Source organism: Alkalihalobacillus sp. NPDC127517 (assembly GCF_050276055.1).
Taxonomy (GTDB): domain Bacteria; phylum Bacillota; class Bacilli; order Bacillales; family Bacillaceae_D; genus Alkalicoccobacillus.
This window is the reverse complement of the sequence record NZ_JBNNQX010000002.1, coordinates 349,901-372,783: the sequence shown is the minus strand read 5'-3', so window position 1 is coordinate 372,783 and position 22,883 is coordinate 349,901. Positions and strand designations below refer to the sequence as shown.

Sequence of the window (22,883 nt, the reverse complement as noted above, 5' to 3'; positions counted from 1 at the left end):
TGTACGCCGAAGATAAGAATTACGATGAAAAGCGAATAAGAGAAGAGTTTGGCACTGCGACTAAATCCGAAGATTAATTCACTTATTAAGAACAATGCTTAGATAATCAAATCTAAATCCTGTTCTTAATAAGTGTTTTTATTTTGCTTTTAATGGGTATATTTTCATGAATATGCTATAATTTTCTTATATTCAAATAAAACAACTATAACTACAACTATATAACCAGTTAGGGGAGAGGTAATGTCTAATTCATTTTCTAATCTCAGTTTTTCCTTATTAATTTCATGTACTGTACTTTTAACAGCATGTTCAGGAGGTCTATCTTCACTTAGCCAAGGAAACTCTGATAAAGAAGAACCTACAGAAGTCACTCTTGAAGCTTTAGATGAATCCTCATTTGATTACGAAACTTTGTATGCTGATGACTTTAAAGTAACTAACAACTTCAAATACAAAGAGTATCCGACTCTAGACATCGACAAGATTGACTTGGATAGAGTGAGTGATGATCTTTTAGCTTTCATTGTCGCTGATTTAGGCTTAGAGGAAGATGAAGAAAGCTCATCTGAAGAGACGAACAATGAGTCTAGTGAAAGTGAAAAAGACGTTGCTGTAGTCGATCAAGATGATGAAGCAGAGGAAGTAGCTAATGAGGAAAGTGGTAATCCTGAAGCTGCAGAAAATGAATCAACCGAGTTAGATGAAGCATTAGACGAAACAATTAATGAGGAAGAGTCATTTGAGAAAGACGATGCTTGGCAAGCTGAAAATGGTGAGGTTGAAGAATACCTCGAAGATGATGGTTGGGTAGAGGGTAAAGGATATCCTTGGCACATCTTTGCTGGTGGTCATTTTGACATTGTAGTTGATCCAGTAACTAAGACTTCTGATGCTGAAATTTACAATGCTCCTTCTGACACATTTAGATATGCCCCATTAACTGGTGAGAGTGGTTTATGTCCTGCCGAGTATTGTTTGCCTCCAAGTGAGCTACCTGATACAGCGTTCTTCGGCAAGGATGGTTACATTTACGACACTGAATACGCAGGTACATGGGAGTATTATATTGATGATGAAGAGAAGTGGACTTGGTTCGCTTGGAATAACTTTTAATCTATATAGGTTACAAGTGGGAGAGAGGGGAAGCCTTCTCTTTTTTTGTTCACACGTAAACTCCCATTTAAGTATAGGAGCTTAAGTTTAAACAATATTAAAATATCTTATTGCGTTCTTCTTCGAAGTCACGAAGATCATAAAATTTAAGGGTCGTCGAAATATCATTGTGATGTGCAACATATTTAGAAACAATCTCAATTGGGACTTTCTTAATGTCTACTAAATAAGTTACTGCTGAGGCTTTAAAGATATGAGGGTTAATACGTCTGCCTAAGATATCGCTTAGGACATCAGAACATAAGTAATCAGCCCACGACTCCGACATTTGCTTAGGGTTTCCACCATAGTTAGTTGAGAAAATATATTCACAGTCGTATCCACGTTTCTCAATCCATAGCTTCATATATTTGATTGCGTCAAGGTTAACCATGTAATCCAACGGCTTTCCTTCACCGCCACCTTTACCCCAAACCTTATGTGCCATTACATAGTTCTGACCCTCTGGTACAACGTAGTCTATAATCTCAGTCTTAAACTGTATAATCTCTGCACGCCTAGCTCCAACATTGAATGCAGTTGCAACCCAAGCCATAGCAAGATAATTCTCGTCACTCTCAAGCACCTTCATGATATCCAAGTATTCCTCATAAGTAACCTTAACTTTGTCGTAAGTTTGAGTCTTAGGAATAGAAGGGAGGCCACGAGTAAAGTTTCTGAATTTCTCATATTGCTCATCATCTTCAGAAACAATATTCTCGATATAATTATTCAAACTGGATACTGCGGCCTTCTTTAAAGCCTGACCACTTGAAGACATTCCACGATTCTTTAAAAAGCTTAGATATCTTAGAAAATCACGCTTTGTAATCTTATATAAAGGCTTATCATTTAACGAATGATGTACCCAATAAAAGAACTGTTTTAAAGCAGAAGTGTATTGTATTCTAGTCTTATCTCTAAATGTATTTACCTCAAGAAACTCAGTTACTAAGTCACGATGTCCTTGGTCAACTTGTTTCCAAAGCTCTTCGGTAACTTCGGGCAACTTCTTAGCACGTTCCCTGAGCATATTCTTCTCAATCTCTTTAGTCATCACTTCACCTACCATTTATCTCTCTATTTTTAACCTCTAATAACTCTGTGACCACGACGAATAAGCTCATCTTGAAGAGCCTGAACGTGTTTACCTGATCTCGCTAATTCATCAATTGTGTTTTGAGTAAAGGGACGAGGTACTCCGACAAAAGGGAATCTCTGGTCGTAACCATCTCCCGTCTCAACAATTTCTGCTACGTATCTGTCTCCATCACGTCTATCGTTGTAAACAAGAATTCCATCTTCAACCGATTCAACTACCCATTGTTCCTTTAGTTGACCAGAGCGATCATAAATCCCGTTCGTATAGGCATCATAGACCGTTTCTTGTACTTGACGTTTACCTTCATCTACAACAGCTTTAGCCACCAATCCATTTTTATCTTTTGCGGCTTGCTTAACCACAGCATCTGCAGCCGCAAGAAGGGAGGACATAGTGGTAAATCCTTTTTGGTTACTCCTTGCCATCAGTCTCAGCCTTCTTAGCTTGAGCTTTTGCTTTACGATCATCAGCTTTTCTTTCTTTATCAACCAGTACATTTCTAGCTTGAATCTGCTTAGAAAACTGTTCAAAAGCGTCTTTATTTTGTATCTCAAGTTTCTTAAACTCTTTGTCCACTTTTTCATTAAATCCATTAAGATGCTGATATGTAGCAACTGTTCTAGTCATCTCATCCCACACTTTATGGATTTCACTAGGGGTAAGCACGTCACTCAAGATCTCATACAAATGACCATTGTTAAGCAAGGTGTCAAAGGCGTTCATTTTAAATAACAAATCCGACTCAATGTACTTACCATACTCTGTAAAATGCTTAACAATCAGAAACCCCATATAGTCATTAATGAAACGTTCATCAGTTGGAATGTTGGCATCTTTAAATCCCTTAATATCACCATGATATTCATCAACTAGGGCTTGCACCTTTGCAGGGGAGAAGAACGGATCAAAATTAATGTTGTTTCCATCTTTAAGAGTATAGGTCTCCTGTTTATCAAACTTTTTAACATCAGATTCGGCCTTTTTTAGCGTAACTCTTGGATTCTTAGGCGCTTTGGTCATGAACATATCTCCTTTTATCTCAATTTTTCTAAATGTATATAGTAATAACGAATATCTGTTCTAACGTATATTTACTTCATCTTACTAAAGTGAAAAACCTTGATATCAACGTTTTTAAACACTCGAATTTACTTAAAATGCTTATTTTATATTCCTCATTAAGCCAAATAAAAAAGAGAGGGTAGGCTATAACCTACTCCTCACTCACTTAATCTTCATCACTTTCGCTAACTGGTTCATCGATCGGAAACTCTTCTAATGGAATGACTTGTTCAGAGTCAGTTTCATCTAACACTTCTGATTCATCCAACTCATCTTCCTCAATAGGAGTATTTTCTTCTGGAATCTCGGGTTCAGGAGTCGGCACTGGTTCAGGCTCAACTACAGCCTCGGTTTCAACAACCAATCCTTCACTCAACTCTGATTCACCGATATCGTTAACGGCAGTAACTTGATATGTATAATTCTCGCTAGGGTTTAAACCTGTATCTGTATAAGTGGTAACAGATAGTCCAGTAGCTATTTGCTCACCGTTACGGTAGACATTATAAGTTATTGGCATATTTGTTCCCCCTATGACCAATCTAGCGTGACAGACGAGCTATCAACGCTAGTGGTTGTCAATGTTTGGGGCGGGTTAGGGTGTTTCGTCGATTGGAATCTCTTTAATTGTACCAAGCTTTTTAGAGTTCTCAGGAAGCATAACTCTGTATGTAGCTTCTTGTGCAGATGCGTCACGCTCAGAAGCAGTATTGATTGTCATGTTAGCTGAAGGCTTAACATTTTCGTAATCAAACTGAATCTCAGAAACAGGTTGAGCATCACGATCAAGTTTAAGAGTAGTAAGTACGATACGAACATTCTTAGGGAATTGATCAATTGTGATGTCAACTTGCTTAGTACTAGCAGGAGTAGCATACTCATAAGTTTCTACACGTACTTTGTCTCCTGCTTCAACACCAGAAGAGAATTGTACTTCTTTACCAGAGACAATCATGTTTGCTTTAGGGATTTTCTTACCGCCTACACCTTTGATTGAAAGATACTTCTCAGATAAAGGAGCTTTTTTAAGTGTAATAGTAGCTAAACCGTCCACTTCAGTAACAGTATGATCCTCTGTTGAGGCAAAAGCTGTTCCTGCACCAGTTACAATATCAGTACCAAGGTGCTTAGCAAGGTGTTCTAATTGAAATTCAGGTGTGTTAGAAGTGATTTCAATGTTCTTATCACCATGAAGAATAGCGTAAAGACTGTTTCCACGACCAGCACGTACTTCATTTTCAGCAGTTTCTAAAGTGATATTCGCTTCAGTCAACCAGTCTTTAGCAAGTACATCACCATCTTTATCGATGACAAGCATTTCAAACACGTCAGCAATCAATGCCATGTATATATTCCTCCTATTAATATGCAAATAAAAAAGACCACCTTAAGAGGAGGTCTGATCTTGCAATAATTTAGTGTCTTTCTCATTCTTTAAAAAGCCGTCATAGGGACTCTTAGTGATATCCGATACTTCAGCAAAATGTCTTTCTGGAACATCACCGTGACCAATTATGTGTGATAGCCTTCTGTATTGCTCAATCTCTTCAAATTGAGCGAACAGGCTTCTTAATTGGTAAACGTTCATATCCATAACTTGTTCAGGCAAGTAACCACCAAGAGCAGTAACGGCAGTAACATAATTGTGATAGGTAATGTTTGCGCCTTTGCCTTCTCGTGATTTTAACCAGCCTTCGAAGTATCTTTGTTTAAATTTACTTTTAAACTGTGGGGGATCGAATAGAAGATTTTGAGCCATGATAACTTTTCGCACATCGTCATAGTTCCCCTCATGAATAATTCCACCTTCTTCAGTCTTAAAAATCGCATTAGCAACATCTTTACGTTTTCCTGTGACATCTTTTCTTAAAGCCAGCTTAAATATCTCATTAAGGATTTTCAATAAAGTATCGTAGGAGTCGTTAGCAGATTCTTCGCAGATTAGCTCTAGGAGGGAGGGTTCATCAGGGTCAACCGACTTTTCTTTATTGAAATGTTGATAGTTCATCATTAATACTGGTTCATACAGAGTGGAGAATGTTATATAGTCTTTAACTTTGAGGGGATAAATGTTACCGACGTTCTTTAGATAGAAAGGCTCTCCTGAGAAGTTAAATAGGTCTTGCGCCATATTTATTCATCCCACCTTTTGAAATACCAAAGTCAAATTCTACAAAATAACCTTGGTAGCCAGGTGGTACTGCACCTGCAGGAAGTTGATCGCCAACCATTGCATCAGTTCTGCCGAACCCAGTTATCTTTGATGATTGGAATAAATCAAATAATCGATTTACTATCATGGCATTTCTAAAATCCTCTTCGAATGATTCATGAGTGAGGATATGGAATCTTATAGCCTGAGATGCTGTATGCTCTCCAGTAGGTCTCATACGAGCGGGAAACATAAGAATTCGGCATAACTCATTTTTGTCTACAGAACTATTATTAGGTGTCTTTCTGATGCTTCGATCTACTACTGTCCACTGTAAGGGAGTTCCGACAATATTAGGTCTTTTAGAAGTTACCTCAAGCACATCATCATCAAGATAAGTAGCTTTATAATGTAGAAGCCTAAGAAGTATCTCATCGTGAATCATAATCCTATAGAAGTCGATTAGATTCTTTTTAAGATCCATTCACATCACACTCCCACATGTTTAGGAAGCTCTTTAGAAACACTTGTCAATTGATTCATACAGTCGAGAAGCGAACGTCTTAGGACTTTGTGTTTGTCGTCATATGAGCCTTCTAGTGACTCAAAACTACTTTCTAAATATCTGATTTGTGTTAAAGTATCAATAAATTTATCTTCACTTTTCATCCAAACCACATATTCTCCTAATCCTTGAAGCTGTTCTCTAATCTTGGTTAATCCTTGAGTAGGGTGATCTTTGCCTTCCTCATACATGTAGAGACTGTTGTGAAGCTTCTTAGCAAGTTTGTCTATACGCTTCTGTATTACATCAACGTCGAAGTAGCAATCATTTCTCTCCTTATCGCTCATATTGATTCCTCTTTTATAGTTATTTTTACTCGCCAGTTCTCATCAAAGCTGCTTGCATATTATCAATTAATAAAGTTATATAACCCTTAGTCCCGTTAGCGTTCAATTTGTTTACTCCAAGAACTTTATACTTACCTATAGACAACTCAACAATCTTACCCAATTCAATTTCTTGATTAGGATTAGAAATCAACACATTTAAACGACCTTCAGGTAGCACAACTGGCCTATTATTAAAGTCTGCTGACTCACTAACACGGGCGTTCTCAGTTACAAAACAATCAAGTTTTAAATCAGGTAATTCTATCGTTTCATATATAGGCCTTCCAATACCGTCTTTACGACCTGTATCAATCTGCATAGGCTCAAACTCAATATCTAAAACATCATTTGTCTTTAAAGCATAGTAGGGAGGGAGTATGTCGATATCGCTTTTGTCATAGATAATGTAGGTATTCTCATCATCAGATATCACACTCCCTAAACTTGCTTTAGCCGTAGACTCAAATTGGAATGTTCGTTGAAAAGTTTGTTGAGTAGTGAAGGGGTTGGAGCGTTTTTCATATGAAACTATCGCTAATGTAGGGGTATCATCAAGAAGATATGAAGCAGAGGTGGGGGAGTTGCGAATTTTTCTATCGTACATTCTTTCGGTATTGTTTTTCTTCACGTCACGCTTGCTTGCACCTTTTGCATTCATTCTAGCTGCATAAGCATCATAATAATCCATTATATTTGACCCATATTCTTTTTGAACATTTTAGCCATTCCTTGCCTAACCGAATAAGAGTTCATTTTGCGTAAAGCCTCACGATGAAACTCATCACGAGTAGTGCGTAACTCTTTTAATAGGTTAGCTGTGGAGAATGTTTTTAGCTCTTTAGGAGTAAAGTGGTCGTTCATTAGATCATCAGAGATAACAATTGGGGTTAGATATTCAACAACCATCAGTTCAGATAAAATCATCATTTCATTGATTTGCAGTGTCTCTTTGAATAAGTCTAACTCTAAATCGATATCATGAGCATTTTTGCATGAATCAAACTGTGCAATAGACTTGATAAGTAATTGCTTGAGGTTAGCATTTCTAGCTTCCTCAGATAACTCTACATAGTCCCAACTTGTGACGCTAGATAAAAACATACCGTAAACTTGTGAAAAGGGGGTTGGCATTACAACACCGCCTTATTATTTAATTTCTAATAAGTCAATCTTTATATACTTCTTGATAACTTGAATGATGCCAATAGAGTCTAGTTGATTATTTTTACGCAATTCAATGGCACGATCTCTGATCATAGCTTGAGAGCCTTTTGGCAATTTCTCTAGTCTTTCCTCTAGTGCTTGAGACCCTGCATATAATAGAAGATCATCGATTTCATCAGGGAGAATTAGGTCTGAGTAGAGTCTTTTTAAACCGAGGTATTCAATTACATCCGCATCTTCTTCTTCATCTATAAGAATCCAAGGGGTATGCGTATAGCTTTTATTTGATGACACCATAGTTCTTAGCTCTTGAACTTCGACATCTTCAACATCTCCCGGTAGTTCCCAACGATACTCATTGCCTGTTTTCTTTGATCGATAAGTCACTCCACCCGAAGTTACGTTTTTACAAGGAACTAGTCTATGTGGATCAATTTGCTTTCTTACTTTTTTAGCAGGAGTTGTATGACGTTTAGGCTTAACCTCTTTTTCTACAACCTCTGTATTTTCTTCGTTAACTTGTTTAGTATTAGTTCTTCTTACCATCTCTGTATTTCCTCCTTATAGTTCATCGAAATAAATTAAAAAGAGGGGATATACCCCTCAATAATTAATAATTATGCTAGGTTTACTGCACCGTGAAGACTATCGAATACCACTCCAGCACCAAATTTCTTGATAAGGGCGTACTCTTGAGACATGTCATCATTTTCAGTACCAGTAGCTTCTTTCATCAAGCTTTCGCCTTCAGTTACTAATTTGATTGGTTTACCGTCAGTAGCAAGAATCAATAGTTTCTTGTTATCTACAGCGAAATCAAAAGTATTAGTAGTATGTACTTGTGGAATTTCGATTACTGGTAGACCTTCCCACATGTTAAGGATGCCGTTTTGGTTGATTTGATCTTTCATGTTCTCACTCAGTAAGAAAGAAGTAGAAGGAGCATAACCAATTTGACGAAGAGCTTGCTTAGTACCTGCGATAATAGGAGTTTTACCAGTTGCAGCTTGAACGTGATCAGCGACAGAATGGATTTTATCAGCATCGTTACCACTCTCAACGAATTGAGCCGGCAGGTGTTGACTAGCTCCCATAATGCTAGTGTAAATCCCTAGAGCCACATCTTTATTGAATGCTTGCTCTACTTTTTGTACAAATGCAGACCAATCCATACGACCTGTTAAGACTCGGTGAAGGTCAGTATAGATTTTTACAATCTTAGTTTGAACTGGAATGCTGAAAGATTGACCAACGTTTAAAGTTTGACGACGAGCAGTAGCAATACCTTCTGCAACTTCATCAACAAACAATGTAGATTGATCTTCAACGTAGAATTCGTTCTTGTCACCTGCAGCTCCATTGCGGTATTCTACGAACTGGTTAAAGAACGGGTTATTTTCAATTCCATCATTGATTAGATAGTCTAAAGTTTCTTCAACGATGCGGAAGAAAACTGGATTCTCACGAATGTCTTTGAAAGTTGGATTTTCTGTTCCGAGTACTTTGAAAAATTGTTCGCGTACATCACGGCTATTATCTGATTTAGAAAATTGAGTAGCTTCTCCTTGATGACGAGCTACATCAATTAATGCTTTTACTAATTCTGGGTTCATATTGTTAAGTCCTCCAAATGAGTTATTTTATATTTTTAATAATTAATTAGTTAGAAACTACTTCAATAACAACTAGCTCAGTTACACGTCCAACTGCACCTGCTTGACCAACATAAGCCTGTGTACCAAACTTCTCTTTGCCAACTACACGACCAACGAACTTAGCGCCTTCTTCAGACTCAGCAATTTGGAATTGAGTTGAACCTGCTTTAGCTGTTACAACCGCATCTTCAGTAGCGTCTCCGTCTAAACGATCAGGTGAGATTGAGAAGATATCTCCAACTACAAGCTCACGAGAGCGGAATGCAAGACCTGCAACGTTTGTAAAGTTTTCTAAAGCAGCGTCAGTAGAGCGTTGCTCTTCGTAATTAACTACAGGAGCGTCTACAAGAGCGATAGAAGCTGTTGCAACATGATCAGCAGTTGGAACTAGCGCTTGGCGAACCTCACGTTTGCCCGGAAGGTACTTCCCAACAACAACCGCAGAACCATTTTCAAATTCAAGAGTGTCATGCTTTAAAGAGTAAAGACGATTAGTCTTTTTAAGTAAGTCAGTACGAACTACACCGTATGCCATAATTTAATTGCCTCCATTTATAATTTCAATTTTGATTTTTGGTAAAAAAAATAACCCCCTAATGGGTTTGTTAAGCTTGGTTTCCTTTAAGAATTCCACCGTATCCAGAAGTAGTTGTTTCAGTTTTAACTGGAATTTTTGCGCTAAAATCAGTAGCAGTTTTCTTGCTAAACTTAGCAGCTTTCATTCCAATTAACGTGTACAACTTAGCTTCAATAGCATCGATAGGATCTTTGCTCATTTCAGCAACAACAGTCTTAACTTCATCTTCTGATAACTCAGTAGAGAACTTCTCAACTACATCTGCTTCAGCACTGTTTCGTTCCTCTGTTAACTTAGCCACTTTATACTCACGAAGTTCTTTAGCTTCGGCTTCAAGTGACGTAAAGTCAGATTCTACTTTCGCAAGTTTTTCAGAAACAGCATTTACAGCTACAGTTTTCTCATGAGAATAGGCTTTTTCAATAGATTTCTCTTTTGTTTTTAGCTTATAATCAACTAACTCTTGTGGCATAAAGGTAGATGCTACAGCTTCTTCAACAACCTCATATTTCTTAATAATATTTAGAGGATTATCAAAATCGACTGTTACTTTATCACCTTCAGTTGAATAGTTGAATGCAACTAAACGACCTTCGTCTGTCTCATTGTAGGCGATTACCTTATCTGAATCGTAATCTACGAACCAGTATTTATAGTAATCCCAGCCCCATTCATCAACGGTTTTCTCTTTATAAAGAATCGCACGAAGTTCATCACTTAGTTGAGAAGCTGTGAATGAGAATTCAGTAGGCGTTTCCTCTTTCTTTTCTTCTTGCTCAGTGTCAGCTTGATAAGCTTTAATCTTTTCTTCTAGGTCTTCAATTGAAAACTCAGAAGCGACGATTTCAGCTTCAGCAAGCTCCTCAGTAGTTACAGAATATTTAGCTAGTAACTCTTCAAGTGTCACTGTATTACCTCCTTGTTCGGAATTGCATTGAATTATCTTCAATTCTTCCATCTTATTTTGTATTTCCTTATGTACTTCACTCGTACTGAAATCCAATTCAATACGACTTCCTTGCATAGCGGGGAGTACACCTGTACCTAACGCGCATGCGCCAAAGAATTTAAAGTCAGTAAAGTGAAAAAAGCCATCATCACCAAATCCACCTTCATAGTTCTCATCAAGTTCCATAGATTGCGACTTAAGTTCATCACGTTCCATAATGTCAATTGAGTCATCGAACTTCGTCCATAAGAATCCCTCTACAGTTAAGTATTCCTTCTCAATACCATCAACCTCTAACACTTCAAATTGAGCGTTATTAGTCTCAGGGATTGTTCCTATTGCTTTACCTAAATACTTAGTCTGTACTTCATTGTCTTTTACAACTAAAACTTGTCGATGATCAGAGAAATCTAATTCGCCGTCATTATTTTCTTCAAGGAAAGCAAGTATTGGAGTATTACTAAGGGAGGGAATAGCTTTTTCGAGGACTTCTTTAGAGAAGTAAGAGCCATTAAGATTTGCACCTGTGTGACACAGCCATATTTTAACGTTTAGAAAACGAGTATCCTCATTCTCATAACTAGTTAATTTATTAAATTTAACAGGAATCTTTCTTTCTACTTTTCTCTTTTCCATTTTTCACCTCCTTCGCATAGTAAGAATAGGGGAGAGGCTAGTCTTCTTGTCTGTTTATATTACTTTCGTTATCTCTCGCTCTGATAGTTTCTTCAGAAGCCTCGTCATCTGATACTTCAGAACGACCAGCACCATCATTTTCCTTAGCAGAGGCTGTATGGGTACTTTTTAGCGGAACCATTACTTCATTCAGGCCAAGTACATCATTTTCTAGATACGCTTGAGAATGTAATTCAGATGAAGACATGCCTACAGAAGCAGCTAAAGCTAATTTAGTAGAAAGTCCGTTTTGAGCACCTTTGAGCATCCGGTTAAAGACTTCATCACGATTGTTGTGAGTCAATTCCAAATAAGAAGCTGAGAACTGAATTTCTCCACCTAGCTTTTTTAACTTTCTGTTGTGCCACTTTTCAACTTGATATAGTAATCCGTACACATCTTGTTCATCTACAGATATTGATTTATTCAAACCAATACTGGAGCTTTTATCTCCTGAAAAAAGTAGTGGGGATACACCAGCAGAACTATAGTAGTTCTTTTCACTAGCGCCAACTACGTCTTCTGTCGCCTTATCCTTTGAGAATTTTTCAAGAGTTGTTTTCATAGGGGAAGTAATTACTCCTGTAGTGTCAGGAGTAGCTTCGGAGGCCATTTCGTGGAAGTATTCAATAGAATCCCAACTTAATGCGAAGTCGTCAGCTTTTTTCTCGTTTAATAGTGGAATTTGTTGAGTTACAATTGCGAAGTTATCACTTTCTACTTTTGCTTTTTTCAATGCTTTGTAATCTCTTATATCAAATATATCTTCGAAAACAGAAGCGAATGGAGGATACCCATAAGGCAATTCGTTATTTACCTTTAAGCACAAAGATTTATTTGAATTAAGTTCTTGCCATTGATATAGCTTAGGATCAGTTTTATAAAGCTGATATTTGATATCGAATTCTTGAGGGAAGTAAGCCAAATCATTTTCGCATGACCTAAAAGAAGAGAAGTCGTATGCAAAATTATAAACCCCATCTTCAATACTTGAAATCCTACAATTGTCTGGATTTAACTGCTGTAGAAAAAACGAATCTTTGCTTTCATGCTCATAACCAAAATAAAAATCTTCATTCCAAGCTATTAGAGATGCTTTTTTCATTTCAGATTTAATATTTAGGTTGTCTGAGTAAGAGGCGTATTTGTAAAAAGCTGTTTTAGCCTTTGTTTTTGCAATTTTCTTTCCTGTGAAGCCGTAAAACTTTAGATAGTAGTCGTAGGTTAGCATGTTTGAGTAGTACCTAACGGTTCTTCTATAATGAGGAGACATGCCATAAACATAACGAGCAACTTGTCTTAATTCTTTTTGGAATTTCTCAGGTTGTTCAAGAAATTGCTTTATCTGTTCTGGTCTATACCTTAAAGGAATCTTAGAACTCTTTAAGTCTTTTATTACAAGCTTTCTCAATGTGGCAAAATCAATTAGAGTTGTTGTTTGAGTCATTTTTACTCCTTTCCAACTACCTTCTAATAACAGGTTTCTTAAACAAGAAAAGTTGAGAAGGGTTAAATTTTTGAACTTCTTTTTCTAACTTATCTTCAAATTCTTTGATGTACCATATACCCATTGCCAAAGCAGAGTATCTATCCTTATCAATCCGTTTAGATACTTGTTCAACTGTATACTTACCATTTTGAGTAGTCTTTAGCTTTAGGTTAGCTATCTCTTCGAGAAGGCGATCAGTTTGTAAGTGGGGGAGAATCATAGCTTCGAAGTTCTCATTGTCTTCAGCGTCATAATCCGAATTAGATTTCTTATCTAACAACTGAAGCTTTTTACTTTCAATGGAGTCTATAAAAGCGAGTATTATTTCGTGGTTTTTACCTTGAGCAGTTAATGCATAAAGAATTCCTTTAGCATCTTCTTCATCAGGCTCATCATCAGTGTTGATGGTGTCCCAACAACCTAAGCTTTCTCCCGTATCAGGATCAATGGTTTCTTTTAAACATTCATCTCTGATCGCTCCGCCGAGTCCGTTAACATCGACAACAACAACTTTAGCATCGTAGTGGTTAGTCACTTTTTTTAGGTGAACTGTCTGAGCACTAAAGTTAAGCCCGTTAGGTAAGTTGAATAAGTTAGCTACTTTTATATTATTAATAGTGCCTTTCTTAGTTCGCTTATACTTAAGAACAGCGATAGATGATTGGTTGTTAGCGTCACTTGTACTACGGGCTACGTCCATGATTACCATATAACTATAGCCTTTTTGTGGCTTAAGATCAGGCTGGTTAAGCACTCTTAAATCCATTACCTTATTAATATCAACCATCGCTCCGTCAGCAGCACCAACCCATTTACTTGCGTAGTTCATATCAAAGAATACTTTTGATAATTTACTTTTCTTATCAAGTATTTTTGATTTAGGCTCTCCACGACCGTAGTTTACAGCAAGCTGCCAATCTGAACCTATAACAATTGATCCTCTTAAGTTAGCCATATCGTCAACCATTTTTAAATTACGTTCGAATTCATCTGTACCTCTGAACCAACTTGTAGTAAAGAAGTTAACCTGCCCATTAAGCTCTTCAGGATTAATTAATGCTTCTTTCCCTATTGTTCTTCTAGGTACGTTGACTATTGGCTCTAATACATCTTGATATAATGCGTTATTTAATAGAGCGGACTCCTCAATATTTAGCCTCTTTCTACGTGCCCCTTTTGTCGATTGCTGATTTGCAAGCACATCCAAGCGACCCCCGGAGGTAAACACCAACTCCACAGTATCTTTAGAAGAAGTGAATTTAACTACTTCTTTTTTTAATAGAGGAAAGTGTTTTTCGACTTCACGCCACTTCTCAGACACTAGTTTTGCAGCATTTTCCCTTGTTTGAGCAGTCATACTTATGTCAATGTCTGGATAGAAGATTGCTGCATGAACCATGGCAAGAAATTCTAGGTAAGTCTTACCGTATCCACGAGGAAACACACCGTAATTTGATATAAATCTAGCTATGCATCTAAGAAATAAACGTTGATCTAAGTCTAATTTGATTCCGCCCGTTTCAGGAGTTACTAAATCAAAGAATAAATCAGGATTCCATCTAGCCCATGATACAAAATCAATGTACTTACTTATGTTCTTAGTGAAATTATCTTGTTCCTTATCACCTTTGGAGCTTACTGTGGGGTTGAAAGAGGGGTTATAAATATCGTATCTATCTTTAGTATGTTTAGCGTTATCAGTTTGAAAACTCATTATAATTCACTCTCATCAACATCAGAGTTATTTTGTGCATATTCTTTCTTACGCTGGTCATAAAATGCGTAAACGTCTTCGTATTCAACTAGTGGGAGTCCTTGCAAATCTCTAACGTAATTGATATAACACCATAGGTTAAAGTCGACCTTATCTTGTGGTCTGGATTTAAATTGAGGGAGGATGGGGATGATATCTTCATGCTGTTCCGTAGCTCTTACTATCTGACCAACTGAATCGAGACCATCAGATAAATCTGCTTTAGAAAACTGAGAAGGGTTAATCTTAGCAGCAGTTGCAGCTTTCTCGGATAAAGCTCCCCATTCTTTAGCTTCCTTGACTTCACCTCTAGCCGTGGCTAACTCTGCTTTAACTTTGTAACGAATATAGGTGAAAAGAGCTTCAGTGTGCATTGCGGTTTTTTCGGAGTAGTTATTAATAAGGAGTTGGTATTTCTTTTCAAAAGAACGGTACTCTTCTGCGGTAAATCCTTCGCCCCATTTATCAATGAGGTTCTTAGACGAGTCATCTTTTCCTAATTCAGCTTTAACATCGAGAATGCTATGTTTCCAAGTCAGGTCTCTGGTATCGACCTTGCCTATTAAGGAGAAGTATTTACCAACTGTGGCTACATCAGAATCAACAGCGATTTTCCATAAATCAGTCATAAAAGGCTTATCTATAATTCTTAATACTTCGTATTTATCTTCTAGATTATCTGTCAGCATTCTTTCTTTGATACAATCTTTGCAAACGGGAGTTCTTCCATCAGCAAACATCTTAGTGTTGCTTGCCAAATAAAACCCTATGGTTGGATTTTTAGGTTTCAAGCATCTAATACATGTCTTGTTCTCCATTTAACACCTCATCTCTAATTTATTTGTGTAAGAGGTATTATTAAAGAGACCGATAAGCTCAGTCTCTCTGAAATACTTCTCGTTAAAATGCAACTTTTATATCTTTAATCCCGGTAACAACTTCTTTAATTGTCCAGTTAGTGGCTCTAAACCTAATTTAACCGCTAAATCAACTTCTGCAGTTGTAGCATACTTCTTATCATTCTCTAGGTCACTTGTCTTCTTAGGAGGCTCTTTAATTGTAGGCAAGTTAAGCAAATCATTGTAATCGCCCGACATTGAAACTCGATGCATCCTACTTGTCTTATCTTTAAGCTCATTAACCATCCCATTAGTTGTAGTTAACATTTCCTCAGACTCTAGCATCTCTGAAAACAAAGCTTTTAACTGTTCATCTGTGTGAACTAATTCTGCAATAATTGCTTGTAGTTGTTCTTTAGTTAAGACTTCATCTTTTAGCTCTAACTTCTTAACTGGTTTATTCATAAAGAAGCTCATTACCAACCACCTATCCAGTTGAAGGTAATGCCATCTTCTACGATTTTAAGAGAAGATACTGGAGTGTCAGATTGCTCAACATTAAATCCCTGACCTTCTCTTAGAAAGATGCCTTTTTGATTGTTAATCACAAGTGTGCAGTCTTGATCGTTCATCAAGCTCAACTTGTTAAAGCGTCTACGATAAGTCCAATTAGAAGGGGAGGGAGGTAGAATTTCTTGATTGGCTACACTGGTCTGTAGGCTTTCGCTGCCTAGAAACCCATTGCCTCTCATATGATCAAATCCTTTTTAGTTTATTTGTTACTCATCTTCTTCAATTTCTTCGTCATAGTAATCATGAACTGAATCAATGCCTTCAGTTTCTAAAGCAGCGACATTGCCCATACACATTTTAGTAAGTTGAATCCACATATCTTTTTGATTCCAAGCTGAAACCTCATCAAAGAAATCAACAAGGATATGACGTAATGTTTCTTCGTCATCATCTTTGATTGTTTTGATAATTTCCATAAAGTCTTCAACTATTTCTTTAGGTGTCTCTATGCGTTCGTCAATCATTAAGAAATTGATATCTTCATAATTAATATCCATTAAAATAAAACCTCCAAGGGGAGGGGAGAGGATGACGTATCATCATCCCACGTTATGTAATTTAATTAAGTATGTATTTTCTGCACCTTCGTGTTCATCAAAAATAATCATCTTTTGAGCAGGCTTAGAATAGAGACGCTTTGAAATAGCATGATCATCTACGCCAATTAAAGACGAATTAACAGTTACGGTCATTGTACCGTGTTCTTTCTCAACGTTATGATGGATATGCCCCATGAACAAATGTGCTGGCGTTACACCTAGCATTTGAGGGATTGCCTTAGCGCTATTAGCAACTGTATCAAAGTTACCGTGAACAAAAACAACATGTTCACCCATGATTCTTGCTTCAATTAGGCCGTCTTCATCTTGAATAATTTCTAAATTAGAGACATGTGACAGACGTGCTTGAATATACCAAGGAATAAGATATTCAAAGTTTTCTTTCATTCCAACATCGTTTTTGTTAGAGATTGTACGACCATGATTACCGATAACATTATATAGAGTAACTTCTTCAAATTCTGAAGCGAATTTAGCTAGAATTTCTGAAAGAACTTCAGTTACATAAGTTACTTGCTTGATAATATCTTCATTAGATTGAACACGAGTACTAACGTGCAAAATTCCACTCAACAAATCTCCAAGCTGCGCTACATGTAGCTTACGGATGTTGTTTTGTTTTCCATACTCAATTGTCTTTGCAGTAAGTTTCTCTACACGCTTAGTGAATACTTCTTGGTTAAAAGTGTTAAAGCGACTTTCAACAACCATTCCATAATGCCAATCAGAAAATAAAACAAGTCCTTCTTTAGTTGATCTAGATGTAGCGGAGGGAAGGCTATGTATAATTTGCTTATGCTTTTTAAGTTCAGCAATAGACTCTGTTAATTCATTTTTTATTGCTTGGAATCTAGATTCATGTCTAATCATCTTACGGTACTCACGTTTTTGATCAGCGTTTTGAACTTTAGAAATCTCAGCTTGTAATTTAGATTCTTCGTATTTAGCCATAACTTCTTCATCAAGATTCTTACTAACTATGTATTCATTCCAGCGCTTATACTGATCATAATCCTTACGCCATTTTGATTCGCTAAAGGTTTGACCAGCATCTTTGTTAAGTAGCTCAGTTGCTTTATGTGTATCGATACCGTAGTTGTCTAAATTCATATATAGACGAATTTGATAGTCTGTTAATGATTCATCGGGTTTCCGGTTCAAGTTTACTCCCATAGGCAATTAATCCATGTCCTTAGTTGGAAGCGGGTTTTCTTCTTTAATAGTAATAGAAACATCCTTACCAGCGTACTCATTTAGGATATCGATTAAGCTAAATGGGGTATCCTCATCATTGATGTTCTCGATTACAGTCATATCTTCTAAGCTAAGAAGACCTTTCAAAGTAGTAGTATTCACCTTTTTACTCGCAGCTTTTTTGCCCATTAAAACTCTCCTTTTATCTCATCTATATTTTATATTTTTAATAATGTATCTATTAATTTAATAAATCAGCTGCCAATTGCGCCAAGTTAGAACGTTCACCTTTAGTTAAAGAAACATGTCCTGTCTCTTTAAGTTGTTTCATTTTCTCGATAACGTATGTAAGTCCATTCGAAAATTGATCTAAGTAAGGGTGATCAATTTGATTAACATCTCCTACAAGCACAATCTTTGTTCCTTCGCCTGCACGAGTGATGATCGTTTTAACCTCATGCTTGGTTAAGTTTTGAGCTTCATCAATAATAAAGAACTGCTCAGGAATACTGCGACCACGAATATAGGTTAGAGCCTCAACTTCGATCATATCTTCATAGCCTGTCATTGCTTTAGCTAGTTCTTCATCGCTATTACAATCGAATAAATATTCAAGATTGTCGTATATTGGTTGCATCCAAGGTCTAAGTTTTTCTTCTTTTTCACCCGGTAAATAGCCAATATCTTTTCCCATTGGAACGACTGGTCTTGATACAATTACTTTTCTATAAACACCATCATCTAAACTTTTCTTTAACCCTGCAGCTAAACTTAAAAGCGTCTTACCCGTACCTGCTTTTCCTGTGAGTGTGACTAGTGGAATATTATCATCTAAAAGCAGTTCTAAAGCCATTTGTTGTTCTACGTTCTTTGCCTGTAAGCCGAAAACAGGGTCAACAGAGTTATAATTATACAAAGGCTTGATTGTACCGTCTCTTTCAATTCCCAATTCTTCCTGTGAGCCATTTTTAAATACTGTAAATTCATTTGGTAGCGCATGTTCACTGCTAAAAGTAGTTGTTCCATATTTCACAAACTTAGCTATCTCACCAGCATTAGTCTCATAAATATTCATTCCTGTGTAATGTTCTTCTTTGGAATTAACAACTTTATCATGTTCATAATCTTCAGCAGGGACACCAGAAGCGTCAGCTTTAATACGAACGTTTACATCTTTTGAAACCAATACTACTTCAAAAGGGGAAGAGTCTCTATAGCTTTTAGCAGTAGCCACAATCTTTGAATCAGCTTCTTTATCGAGAAAGTTACTATAAACAGACGAAGAGGAGGGAGGTTCAATAACTTTTAACCGTCCACCATTCTCTAAATCAACATATTCGTTAAGCTTTCCTTTTTGGCGCAATATCTCTAAGTTACGAGCCACTTGCCTAGCATTGAAGCCAATCTCATCCATTTGTTTCTTCTTCCTGTCTAATTCTTGTAGAACTACAGTAGGGATAATTACCGTATTTTCACCGAAAGCATTTATAGCATTCGGATCTGAAAGTAGAATATTAGTGTCCAAAATAAATGCCTTCATGCATTCTCTCCTTTTATCTCAATTAAAGCCTCATGAACAATATTAAAAGCTTCGCACCAGATTTGAACTGGTGATTAACGGGTTTGCAATCCGTTCCCTTAAGCCACTTGGGTAGCGAAGCATGGCAAGGGCTAGACGAATCGAACGCCTGCTAATGGGTTTGGAATCCACTGTACTTCCACTATACGAAACCCTCATAAACAATATTAAAAGAGGAGCAGACGCATCCACTCCTCCTAAGTGAGCGCCGAAGCGACATCACCGCAATTATTAATAGAAAATGAAGTGGTTATTACACTTCCGGTGTCATAATGTTTATGACTAGATAAGCCTCATCGCACGAATTAAGGTTTCATGAGAATTAGCTAATTGACGCATTCCTATAGTGAAACGAGTCTTCGGTACAAAGTAGCTCAGTCCTCGTAAGGAATCTGAGCTTGATCACTAGTGTTTACTTTGTAGGATGCAACTCACACGATACGTATGAACCGCACCGATTTGGCCTTACGCCTTGTTGATTAAAATCAGTTGCCCTTACGGCTTGATATTGCGACCTCTCAACGAGGAATCTAATGACATGTCTTGCTTGTTGCAATTGCCGAATTAACGGTATTTTATAATTTTATAGTCTGCGTCTTTATTGTCTAGCACACCAGTAAGACAATTTTAAAGCTCGCTTTTATGGCAGCGAAACGCCAATTATATCGCTCACGCTTAATGGCGGTGAAACGCCAAAAGACAACACACGCTTAAATAGACTTGCTAAATAAGCGCCCATAAATGGAATATTTGGACTCGGGCATGACCCTTGCCTCCCAATGGTGTAAATTTTATCCCCCGTCTCATCTACATCAATAGCCCGCATATAAACGCAAGCCTTCGAATCGATAGGGGAGAGTGTATATAGTATTCATTTTTATGTATTAAGTTTATATTTTTACTATCAAACTAAAGCTTTGACAGCATCCTTAAGAGGTTTGGCTGGTTTATATGAAATACGCTTACTTGCTGCAATTTCAATTTCTTCTCCGGACTGCGGATTTCTGCCTTTTCGGGCTTTAGTATCATTTACTTCAAATCCACCTAAGCCTGAAACTTGAACCTTTTCACCTTGACTGATCTTAGCAGTTACAATGTCGAAAACTGAATTTACGACTGTTTGTGACTCACCTTTGTTAAGTTCCAAGCCTGTTGTTGCTAATACCTCACGTAGTTCTGCTGCAATTTCCTTTTTTGTTGTAGCCATATATAATCATTCTCCTTTTATCTCATAAATTAGTTTTTGAGAGGTTGTTTTTATTTTATATTTTTAAATAAAATGTACCTTTCATATAATATGCTTTAAAACACCATTTTTTCACGCTTTTTGTACAGTTTGCTTATTTAAGCATTTTTTGCAAACTGTTTTAAAGCCATCTTTAGCGTCTTTTTTAACACTAAAATACCTGTCATTGCTGATCAATTTAATTTCTTCACATCTTTTGCATCTCTTATATTTTCCTTTTAATTTATATGTATAAATCCATTCATCAACTGAATCTAAGTAAGTGTTCATTAACTTATTTGGAATCGACTTGTTAATCATATTCGATAAACGCTGTCTTCCAATTGAAGATAGTAGGGGAGACGTGTCTAAAAAGTCTCTTATTTCTGTCTGAGTGTAATCATTAATTAGTAAGCCGGTCACAAATTTCTCTTCCTCAGTAAATTCCGTTTTGCTATAAACATCTTCAAATACTCTTAGTAAAGCCCAAAACTCACTTGTAAATTTATCATCGTATTTTTTCTTTAAGTTCTTATACTCTAGCAGGATACCTTTATATGTATTCGGATTATCTAAAGTAACATGGTTCTTGGAAAGTTCTACACCTTCACCATTCTCATCCTCATACCATGTGTCTTCTGATAAAGAGTAGTGAGTAGTATTAGAACCTTTGAACTCAAACACGCAAGTTAATGAATCTCTTGTATTCTTCAAATCATATTTTAAATCATTATAAGTCCGTTTAATTAACGAATATTGTTTGCGGCCAATATCTCTAATAAGCTGCTCTTGATACTTCTTACGTTTAGCGCTGTCTTTAATGCCGTATCCAAGCTTTTTAGCATACATATCAACTGTTTCTTTAGCTGTATCATACGTTTCTTCACGGAACTTCCTGCCTAATACAGACTTATTCTTTTCCTCATTATGTATATCTTCATCTAACCAAGGTATAAGAGCTTTTCTTTCACTAGGAAAGAAATGTTTCCAGTATTCAGGATCAGGATTCTCAAAAGCAAAGTGTTTACGTTTCTTTTGCTCTCTGTGTACAATTTCCTCAGTTCTAATTAGACGGTTCTTAAAGTTTTTGTCTTCTTCTAATTGTTCAAGATGACCGACCCATTCCACACGACTGTCTTTACCGACTTGTAGGTTATCTTTACCCTTACGCTTCAAGTCTTCACGAACCGAGTATCTATTCCAATCTTGAATTTGAGATGCAATGGTGTTGATTTCATCTTCGATCAAAATATTTATATTTTTGCTTTCTTTTTTTACTTTTTCTTTTGCAAGCAATATACTTTTTTCATGCTCTTCGTCAATGTATTTTGCATGACTTATATAATCAACGACTAATGCAAATGTACTATCTGGCTTTTGATCCTCAGCTAAGAAACTGTTTTTCTTTTTATGCTCCTTTGCAATAATACGAGTGTCTGAAAGCAAATTATAAATCCAATCACTACAACCATCAACTAGGGTTGATACCAATGCAACTCGGTCTTTTGCATACTTAAGCTCATAGTCTAATTTCATGACAATTTCTGAGTAAACTTTGTTAACATCAGTATCCGAGTAGAAAGGATCGTGGTCACGCTTAATATCATCAAATCTTAAAAAATGCCATTCATTATCAACAAATTTTAGCCTGTTATATGTATTATTAACAAAGTATTGCCTTTCAACATCTAACTCACCGTTAACTTTGACCATTACTTTGGCTGGATGTCCATCCTTATCACTAAACACGCTACTATACCCTTGTGTATATAAGTCATTTTCCTCTACAAACTCATCGATCTCTACTTGAATACTTTTCAATAAGCAACCTCCCCGTTATAAAATTGATGCATTTCATCAAGGAGTCCTCTCAGCACTTTATCTCTTGTGAACTTTCCGCTTGATGTATAATCTGCATACCATTCATCTTGAATCTGTGTTGAAGAACCCTCAATAATCTTTTCCTCTAAATATGCAATCACCTCTTCAATTCTAAATTTACCCTTGTTCAGTTTTCTCAAATATGTATTAACTCCTTTTATATTTTTAATTTTATTCAATATGTATTCACAAAAGCTATGTGTAACTAGCAAGAATCGCTTCTTATTCGTTTAAGCTCTCATTTCCTCCCTTTTTATTTTATATTTTTATATTTATCTTCCATCATTTTGTTTCAAGCAACCTTGGTGGGGTGTGAATTAAATATAACACCTTCTCTAAAACTTGTCTATATTTATTTTATATTTTTAATAAAAGATATTCTTCGACATCTCGAAATAAATTTCG

General features: G+C 36.6%; 27 protein-coding genes and 2 tRNA genes. 1 reads left to right on the top strand and 28 read right to left on the bottom strand.

The genetic code is table 11. The annotated features are described in order from the left end of the window. Positions 1–243 precede the first annotated feature (243 nt). Positions 244–1,116, top strand: coding sequence for a hypothetical protein (locus ACQKKO_RS04160; RefSeq protein WP_498644601.1), 873 nt, complete (start codon positions 244–246; stop codon positions 1,114–1,116). Positions 1,117–1,213: 97 nt separating this feature from the next. Here ACQKKO_RS04160 and ACQKKO_RS04155 read toward each other — a convergent pair whose 3' ends face one another. The 28 genes from ACQKKO_RS04155 to ACQKKO_RS04020 form a co-directional block, all read right to left on the bottom strand. Continuing rightward, positions 1,214–2,212 carry a tyrosine-type recombinase/integrase gene (locus tag ACQKKO_RS04155; protein ID WP_498644599.1) on the bottom strand — a complete coding sequence of 333 codons (999 nt, stop codon included), beginning with the start codon at positions 2,210–2,212 and terminating at the stop codon, positions 1,214–1,216. Positions 2,213–2,241: 29 nt separating this feature from the next. Next, positions 2,242–2,682, bottom strand: a complete 441-nt coding sequence (locus tag ACQKKO_RS04150) for a YomN family phage-derived protein (RefSeq protein WP_498644597.1) — start codon at positions 2,680–2,682, stop codon at positions 2,242–2,244. After that, on the bottom strand, positions 2,669–3,277 hold the full coding sequence (locus tag ACQKKO_RS04145; RefSeq protein ID WP_498644596.1) for a YomO family phage-derived protein: 609 nt from the start codon (positions 3,275–3,277) through the stop codon (positions 2,669–2,671). The genes ACQKKO_RS04150 and ACQKKO_RS04145 overlap by 14 nt, the downstream gene beginning before the upstream one ends. Positions 3,278–3,485: 208 nt before the next feature. After that, the gene (locus ACQKKO_RS04140) at positions 3,486–3,839 is read right to left on the bottom strand and encodes a fibronectin type III domain-containing protein (RefSeq protein ID WP_498644594.1); all 354 of its coding nucleotides are present in this window, start codon (positions 3,837–3,839) and stop codon (positions 3,486–3,488) included. A gap of 75 nt (positions 3,840–3,914) precedes the next feature. After that, complete coding sequence (locus ACQKKO_RS04135) at positions 3,915–4,664, bottom strand: YomU family phage tail tube protein (RefSeq protein WP_498644592.1); 750 nt, start codon at positions 4,662–4,664, stop codon at positions 3,915–3,917. A 42-nt stretch (positions 4,665–4,706) separates the two neighbouring features. Beyond that, positions 4,707–5,450 carry a hypothetical protein gene (locus ACQKKO_RS04130; RefSeq protein ID WP_498644590.1) on the bottom strand — a complete coding sequence of 248 codons (744 nt, stop codon included), beginning with the start codon at positions 5,448–5,450 and terminating at the stop codon, positions 4,707–4,709. Further along, the gene (locus ACQKKO_RS04125) at positions 5,431–5,955 is read right to left on the bottom strand and encodes a YomW family phage-derived protein (protein WP_498644589.1); all 525 of its coding nucleotides are present in this window, start codon (positions 5,953–5,955) and stop codon (positions 5,431–5,433) included. The genes ACQKKO_RS04130 and ACQKKO_RS04125 overlap by 20 nt, the downstream gene beginning before the upstream one ends. A 5-nt stretch (positions 5,956–5,960) precedes the next feature. Then, positions 5,961–6,323, bottom strand: a complete 363-nt coding sequence (locus tag ACQKKO_RS04120; RefSeq protein WP_498644587.1) for a hypothetical protein — start codon at positions 6,321–6,323, stop codon at positions 5,961–5,963. Between the two features lie 25 nt (positions 6,324–6,348). Next, on the bottom strand, positions 6,349–7,053 hold the full coding sequence (locus ACQKKO_RS04115; RefSeq protein WP_498644585.1) for a hypothetical protein: 705 nt from the start codon (positions 7,051–7,053) through the stop codon (positions 6,349–6,351). Continuing rightward, on the bottom strand, positions 7,053–7,496 hold the full coding sequence (locus ACQKKO_RS04110; protein ID WP_498644583.1) for a hypothetical protein: 444 nt from the start codon (positions 7,494–7,496) through the stop codon (positions 7,053–7,055). Before ACQKKO_RS04110 ends, ACQKKO_RS04115 begins: the two co-directional genes overlap by 1 nt. Positions 7,497–7,511: 15 nt before the next feature. Next, complete coding sequence (locus ACQKKO_RS04105) at positions 7,512–8,075, bottom strand: hypothetical protein (RefSeq protein ID WP_498644582.1); 564 nt, start codon at positions 8,073–8,075, stop codon at positions 7,512–7,514. 71 nt (positions 8,076–8,146) lie between these two features. Then, entirely contained in the window at positions 8,147–9,142 is a 996-nt protein-coding gene (locus tag ACQKKO_RS04100) for a YonB family capsid-like protein (protein WP_498644580.1), read from the bottom strand. Between the two features lie 46 nt (positions 9,143–9,188). Then, positions 9,189–9,719, bottom strand: coding sequence for a hypothetical protein (locus ACQKKO_RS04095; protein WP_498644579.1), 531 nt, complete (start codon positions 9,717–9,719; stop codon positions 9,189–9,191). A gap of 70 nt (positions 9,720–9,789) precedes the next feature. Beyond that, a complete protein-coding gene (locus tag ACQKKO_RS04090; protein WP_498644577.1) occupies positions 9,790–11,346 on the bottom strand; it encodes a hypothetical protein in 1,557 nt (518 codons plus the stop codon). 37 nt (positions 11,347–11,383) lie between these two features. Continuing rightward, on the bottom strand, positions 11,384–12,832 hold the full coding sequence (locus ACQKKO_RS04085; protein ID WP_498644575.1) for a hypothetical protein: 1,449 nt from the start codon (positions 12,830–12,832) through the stop codon (positions 11,384–11,386). A gap of 16 nt (positions 12,833–12,848) precedes the next feature. Then, the gene (locus tag ACQKKO_RS04080) at positions 12,849–14,588 is read right to left on the bottom strand and encodes a hypothetical protein (protein ID WP_498644573.1); all 1,740 of its coding nucleotides are present in this window, start codon (positions 14,586–14,588) and stop codon (positions 12,849–12,851) included. Continuing rightward, a complete protein-coding gene (locus ACQKKO_RS04075) occupies positions 14,588–15,445 on the bottom strand; it encodes a YonG family phage-derived protein (protein ID WP_498644571.1) in 858 nt (285 codons plus the stop codon). The genes ACQKKO_RS04080 and ACQKKO_RS04075 overlap by 1 nt, the downstream gene beginning before the upstream one ends. A gap of 96 nt (positions 15,446–15,541) precedes the next feature. After that, positions 15,542–15,943: a hypothetical protein gene (locus ACQKKO_RS04070; RefSeq protein WP_498644569.1), complete on the bottom strand. Its 402-nt coding sequence runs from the start codon at positions 15,941–15,943 to the stop codon at positions 15,542–15,544. After that, positions 15,943–16,218 carry a hypothetical protein gene (locus ACQKKO_RS04065; RefSeq protein WP_498644567.1) on the bottom strand — a complete coding sequence of 92 codons (276 nt, stop codon included), beginning with the start codon at positions 16,216–16,218 and terminating at the stop codon, positions 15,943–15,945. Before ACQKKO_RS04065 ends, ACQKKO_RS04070 begins: the two co-directional genes overlap by 1 nt. 27 nt (positions 16,219–16,245) lie before the next feature. After that, positions 16,246–16,536: a hypothetical protein gene (locus tag ACQKKO_RS04060; RefSeq protein WP_498644566.1), complete on the bottom strand. Its 291-nt coding sequence runs from the start codon at positions 16,534–16,536 to the stop codon at positions 16,246–16,248. A 42-nt stretch (positions 16,537–16,578) separates the two neighbouring features. Continuing rightward, on the bottom strand, positions 16,579–17,760 hold the full coding sequence (locus tag ACQKKO_RS04055) for a hypothetical protein (protein WP_498644564.1): 1,182 nt from the start codon (positions 17,758–17,760) through the stop codon (positions 16,579–16,581). A gap of 18 nt (positions 17,761–17,778) precedes the next feature. Beyond that, positions 17,779–17,982 (bottom strand): YonK family protein, encoded by a 204-nt coding sequence (locus ACQKKO_RS04050; protein ID WP_498644561.1) that lies wholly within the window; start codon positions 17,980–17,982, stop codon positions 17,779–17,781. Positions 17,983–18,034: 52 nt separating this feature from the next. Then, a complete protein-coding gene (locus tag ACQKKO_RS04045; protein ID WP_498644560.1) occupies positions 18,035–19,333 on the bottom strand; it encodes a PhoH family protein in 1,299 nt (432 codons plus the stop codon). 47 nt (positions 19,334–19,380) lie between these two features. Then, positions 19,381–19,454 (bottom strand) — tRNA-Cys (locus ACQKKO_RS04040). A gap of 1 nt (position 19,455) precedes the next feature. Continuing rightward, a tRNA-Trp gene (locus ACQKKO_RS04035) sits at positions 19,456–19,529 on the bottom strand. 747 nt (positions 19,530–20,276) lie between these two features. Next, positions 20,277–20,579, bottom strand: coding sequence for an HU family DNA-binding protein (locus ACQKKO_RS04030; protein ID WP_498644559.1), 303 nt, complete (start codon positions 20,577–20,579; stop codon positions 20,277–20,279). 111 nt (positions 20,580–20,690) lie between these two features. After that, on the bottom strand, positions 20,691–22,418 hold the full coding sequence (locus ACQKKO_RS04025) for a hypothetical protein (protein ID WP_498644558.1): 1,728 nt from the start codon (positions 22,416–22,418) through the stop codon (positions 20,691–20,693). Beyond that, on the bottom strand, positions 22,415–22,618 hold the full coding sequence (locus ACQKKO_RS04020) for a hypothetical protein (protein ID WP_498644556.1): 204 nt from the start codon (positions 22,616–22,618) through the stop codon (positions 22,415–22,417). Before ACQKKO_RS04020 ends, ACQKKO_RS04025 begins: the two co-directional genes overlap by 4 nt. Positions 22,619–22,883 lie beyond the last annotated feature (265 nt).

What these genes read in the sequence shown, in the direction of transcription:
- ACQKKO_RS04150 (WP_498644597.1), bottom strand. Translation starts at nt 2,682, where the DNA reads ATGGCAAGGAGTAACCAAAAAGGATTTACCACTATGTCCTCCCTTCTT.
- ACQKKO_RS04140 (WP_498644594.1), bottom strand. Translation starts at nt 3,839, where the DNA reads ATGCCAATAACTTATAATGTCTACCGTAACGGTGAGCAAATAGCTACT.
- ACQKKO_RS04115 (WP_498644585.1), bottom strand. Translation starts at nt 7,053, where the DNA reads ATGGATTATTATGATGCTTATGCAGCTAGAATGAATGCAAAAGGTGCA.
- ACQKKO_RS04070 (WP_498644569.1), bottom strand. Translation starts at nt 15,943, where the DNA reads ATGAGCTTCTTTATGAATAAACCAGTTAAGAAGTTAGAGCTAAAAGAT.
- ACQKKO_RS04155 (WP_498644599.1), bottom strand. Translation starts at nt 2,212, where the DNA reads ATGACTAAAGAGATTGAGAAGAATATGCTCAGGGAACGTGCTAAGAAG.
- ACQKKO_RS04065 (WP_498644567.1), bottom strand. Translation starts at nt 16,218, where the DNA reads ATGAGAGGCAATGGGTTTCTAGGCAGCGAAAGCCTACAGACCAGTGTA.
- ACQKKO_RS04130 (WP_498644590.1), bottom strand. Translation starts at nt 5,450, where the DNA reads ATGGCGCAAGACCTATTTAACTTCTCAGGAGAGCCTTTCTATCTAAAG.
- ACQKKO_RS04105 (WP_498644582.1), bottom strand. Translation starts at nt 8,075, where the DNA reads ATGGTAAGAAGAACTAATACTAAACAAGTTAACGAAGAAAATACAGAG.
- ACQKKO_RS04050 (WP_498644561.1), bottom strand. Translation starts at nt 17,982, where the DNA reads ATGGGCAAAAAAGCTGCGAGTAAAAAGGTGAATACTACTACTTTGAAA.
- ACQKKO_RS04135 (WP_498644592.1), bottom strand. Translation starts at nt 4,664, where the DNA reads ATGGCATTGATTGCTGACGTGTTTGAAATGCTTGTCATCGATAAAGAT.
- ACQKKO_RS04080 (WP_498644573.1), bottom strand. Translation starts at nt 14,588, where the DNA reads ATGAGTTTTCAAACTGATAACGCTAAACATACTAAAGATAGATACGAT.
- ACQKKO_RS04085 (WP_498644575.1), bottom strand. Translation starts at nt 12,832, where the DNA reads ATGACTCAAACAACAACTCTAATTGATTTTGCCACATTGAGAAAGCTT.
- ACQKKO_RS04120 (WP_498644587.1), bottom strand. Translation starts at nt 6,323, where the DNA reads ATGAGCGATAAGGAGAGAAATGATTGCTACTTCGACGTTGATGTAATA.
- ACQKKO_RS04060 (WP_498644566.1), bottom strand. Translation starts at nt 16,536, where the DNA reads ATGGATATTAATTATGAAGATATCAATTTCTTAATGATTGACGAACGC.
- ACQKKO_RS04090 (WP_498644577.1), bottom strand. Translation starts at nt 11,346, where the DNA reads ATGGAAAAGAGAAAAGTAGAAAGAAAGATTCCTGTTAAATTTAATAAA.
- ACQKKO_RS04145 (WP_498644596.1), bottom strand. Translation starts at nt 3,277, where the DNA reads ATGACCAAAGCGCCTAAGAATCCAAGAGTTACGCTAAAAAAGGCCGAA.
- ACQKKO_RS04100 (WP_498644580.1), bottom strand. Translation starts at nt 9,142, where the DNA reads ATGAACCCAGAATTAGTAAAAGCATTAATTGATGTAGCTCGTCATCAA.
- ACQKKO_RS04125 (WP_498644589.1), bottom strand. Translation starts at nt 5,955, where the DNA reads ATGGATCTTAAAAAGAATCTAATCGACTTCTATAGGATTATGATTCAC.
- ACQKKO_RS04160 (WP_498644601.1), top strand. Translation starts at nt 244, where the DNA reads ATGTCTAATTCATTTTCTAATCTCAGTTTTTCCTTATTAATTTCATGT.
- ACQKKO_RS04030 (WP_498644559.1), bottom strand. Translation starts at nt 20,579, where the DNA reads ATGGCTACAACAAAAAAGGAAATTGCAGCAGAACTACGTGAGGTATTA.
- ACQKKO_RS04045 (WP_498644560.1), bottom strand. Translation starts at nt 19,333, where the DNA reads ATGAAGGCATTTATTTTGGACACTAATATTCTACTTTCAGATCCGAAT.
- ACQKKO_RS04095 (WP_498644579.1), bottom strand. Translation starts at nt 9,719, where the DNA reads ATGGCATACGGTGTAGTTCGTACTGACTTACTTAAAAAGACTAATCGT.
- ACQKKO_RS04075 (WP_498644571.1), bottom strand. Translation starts at nt 15,445, where the DNA reads ATGGAGAACAAGACATGTATTAGATGCTTGAAACCTAAAAATCCAACC.
- ACQKKO_RS04110 (WP_498644583.1), bottom strand. Translation starts at nt 7,496, where the DNA reads ATGCCAACCCCCTTTTCACAAGTTTACGGTATGTTTTTATCTAGCGTC.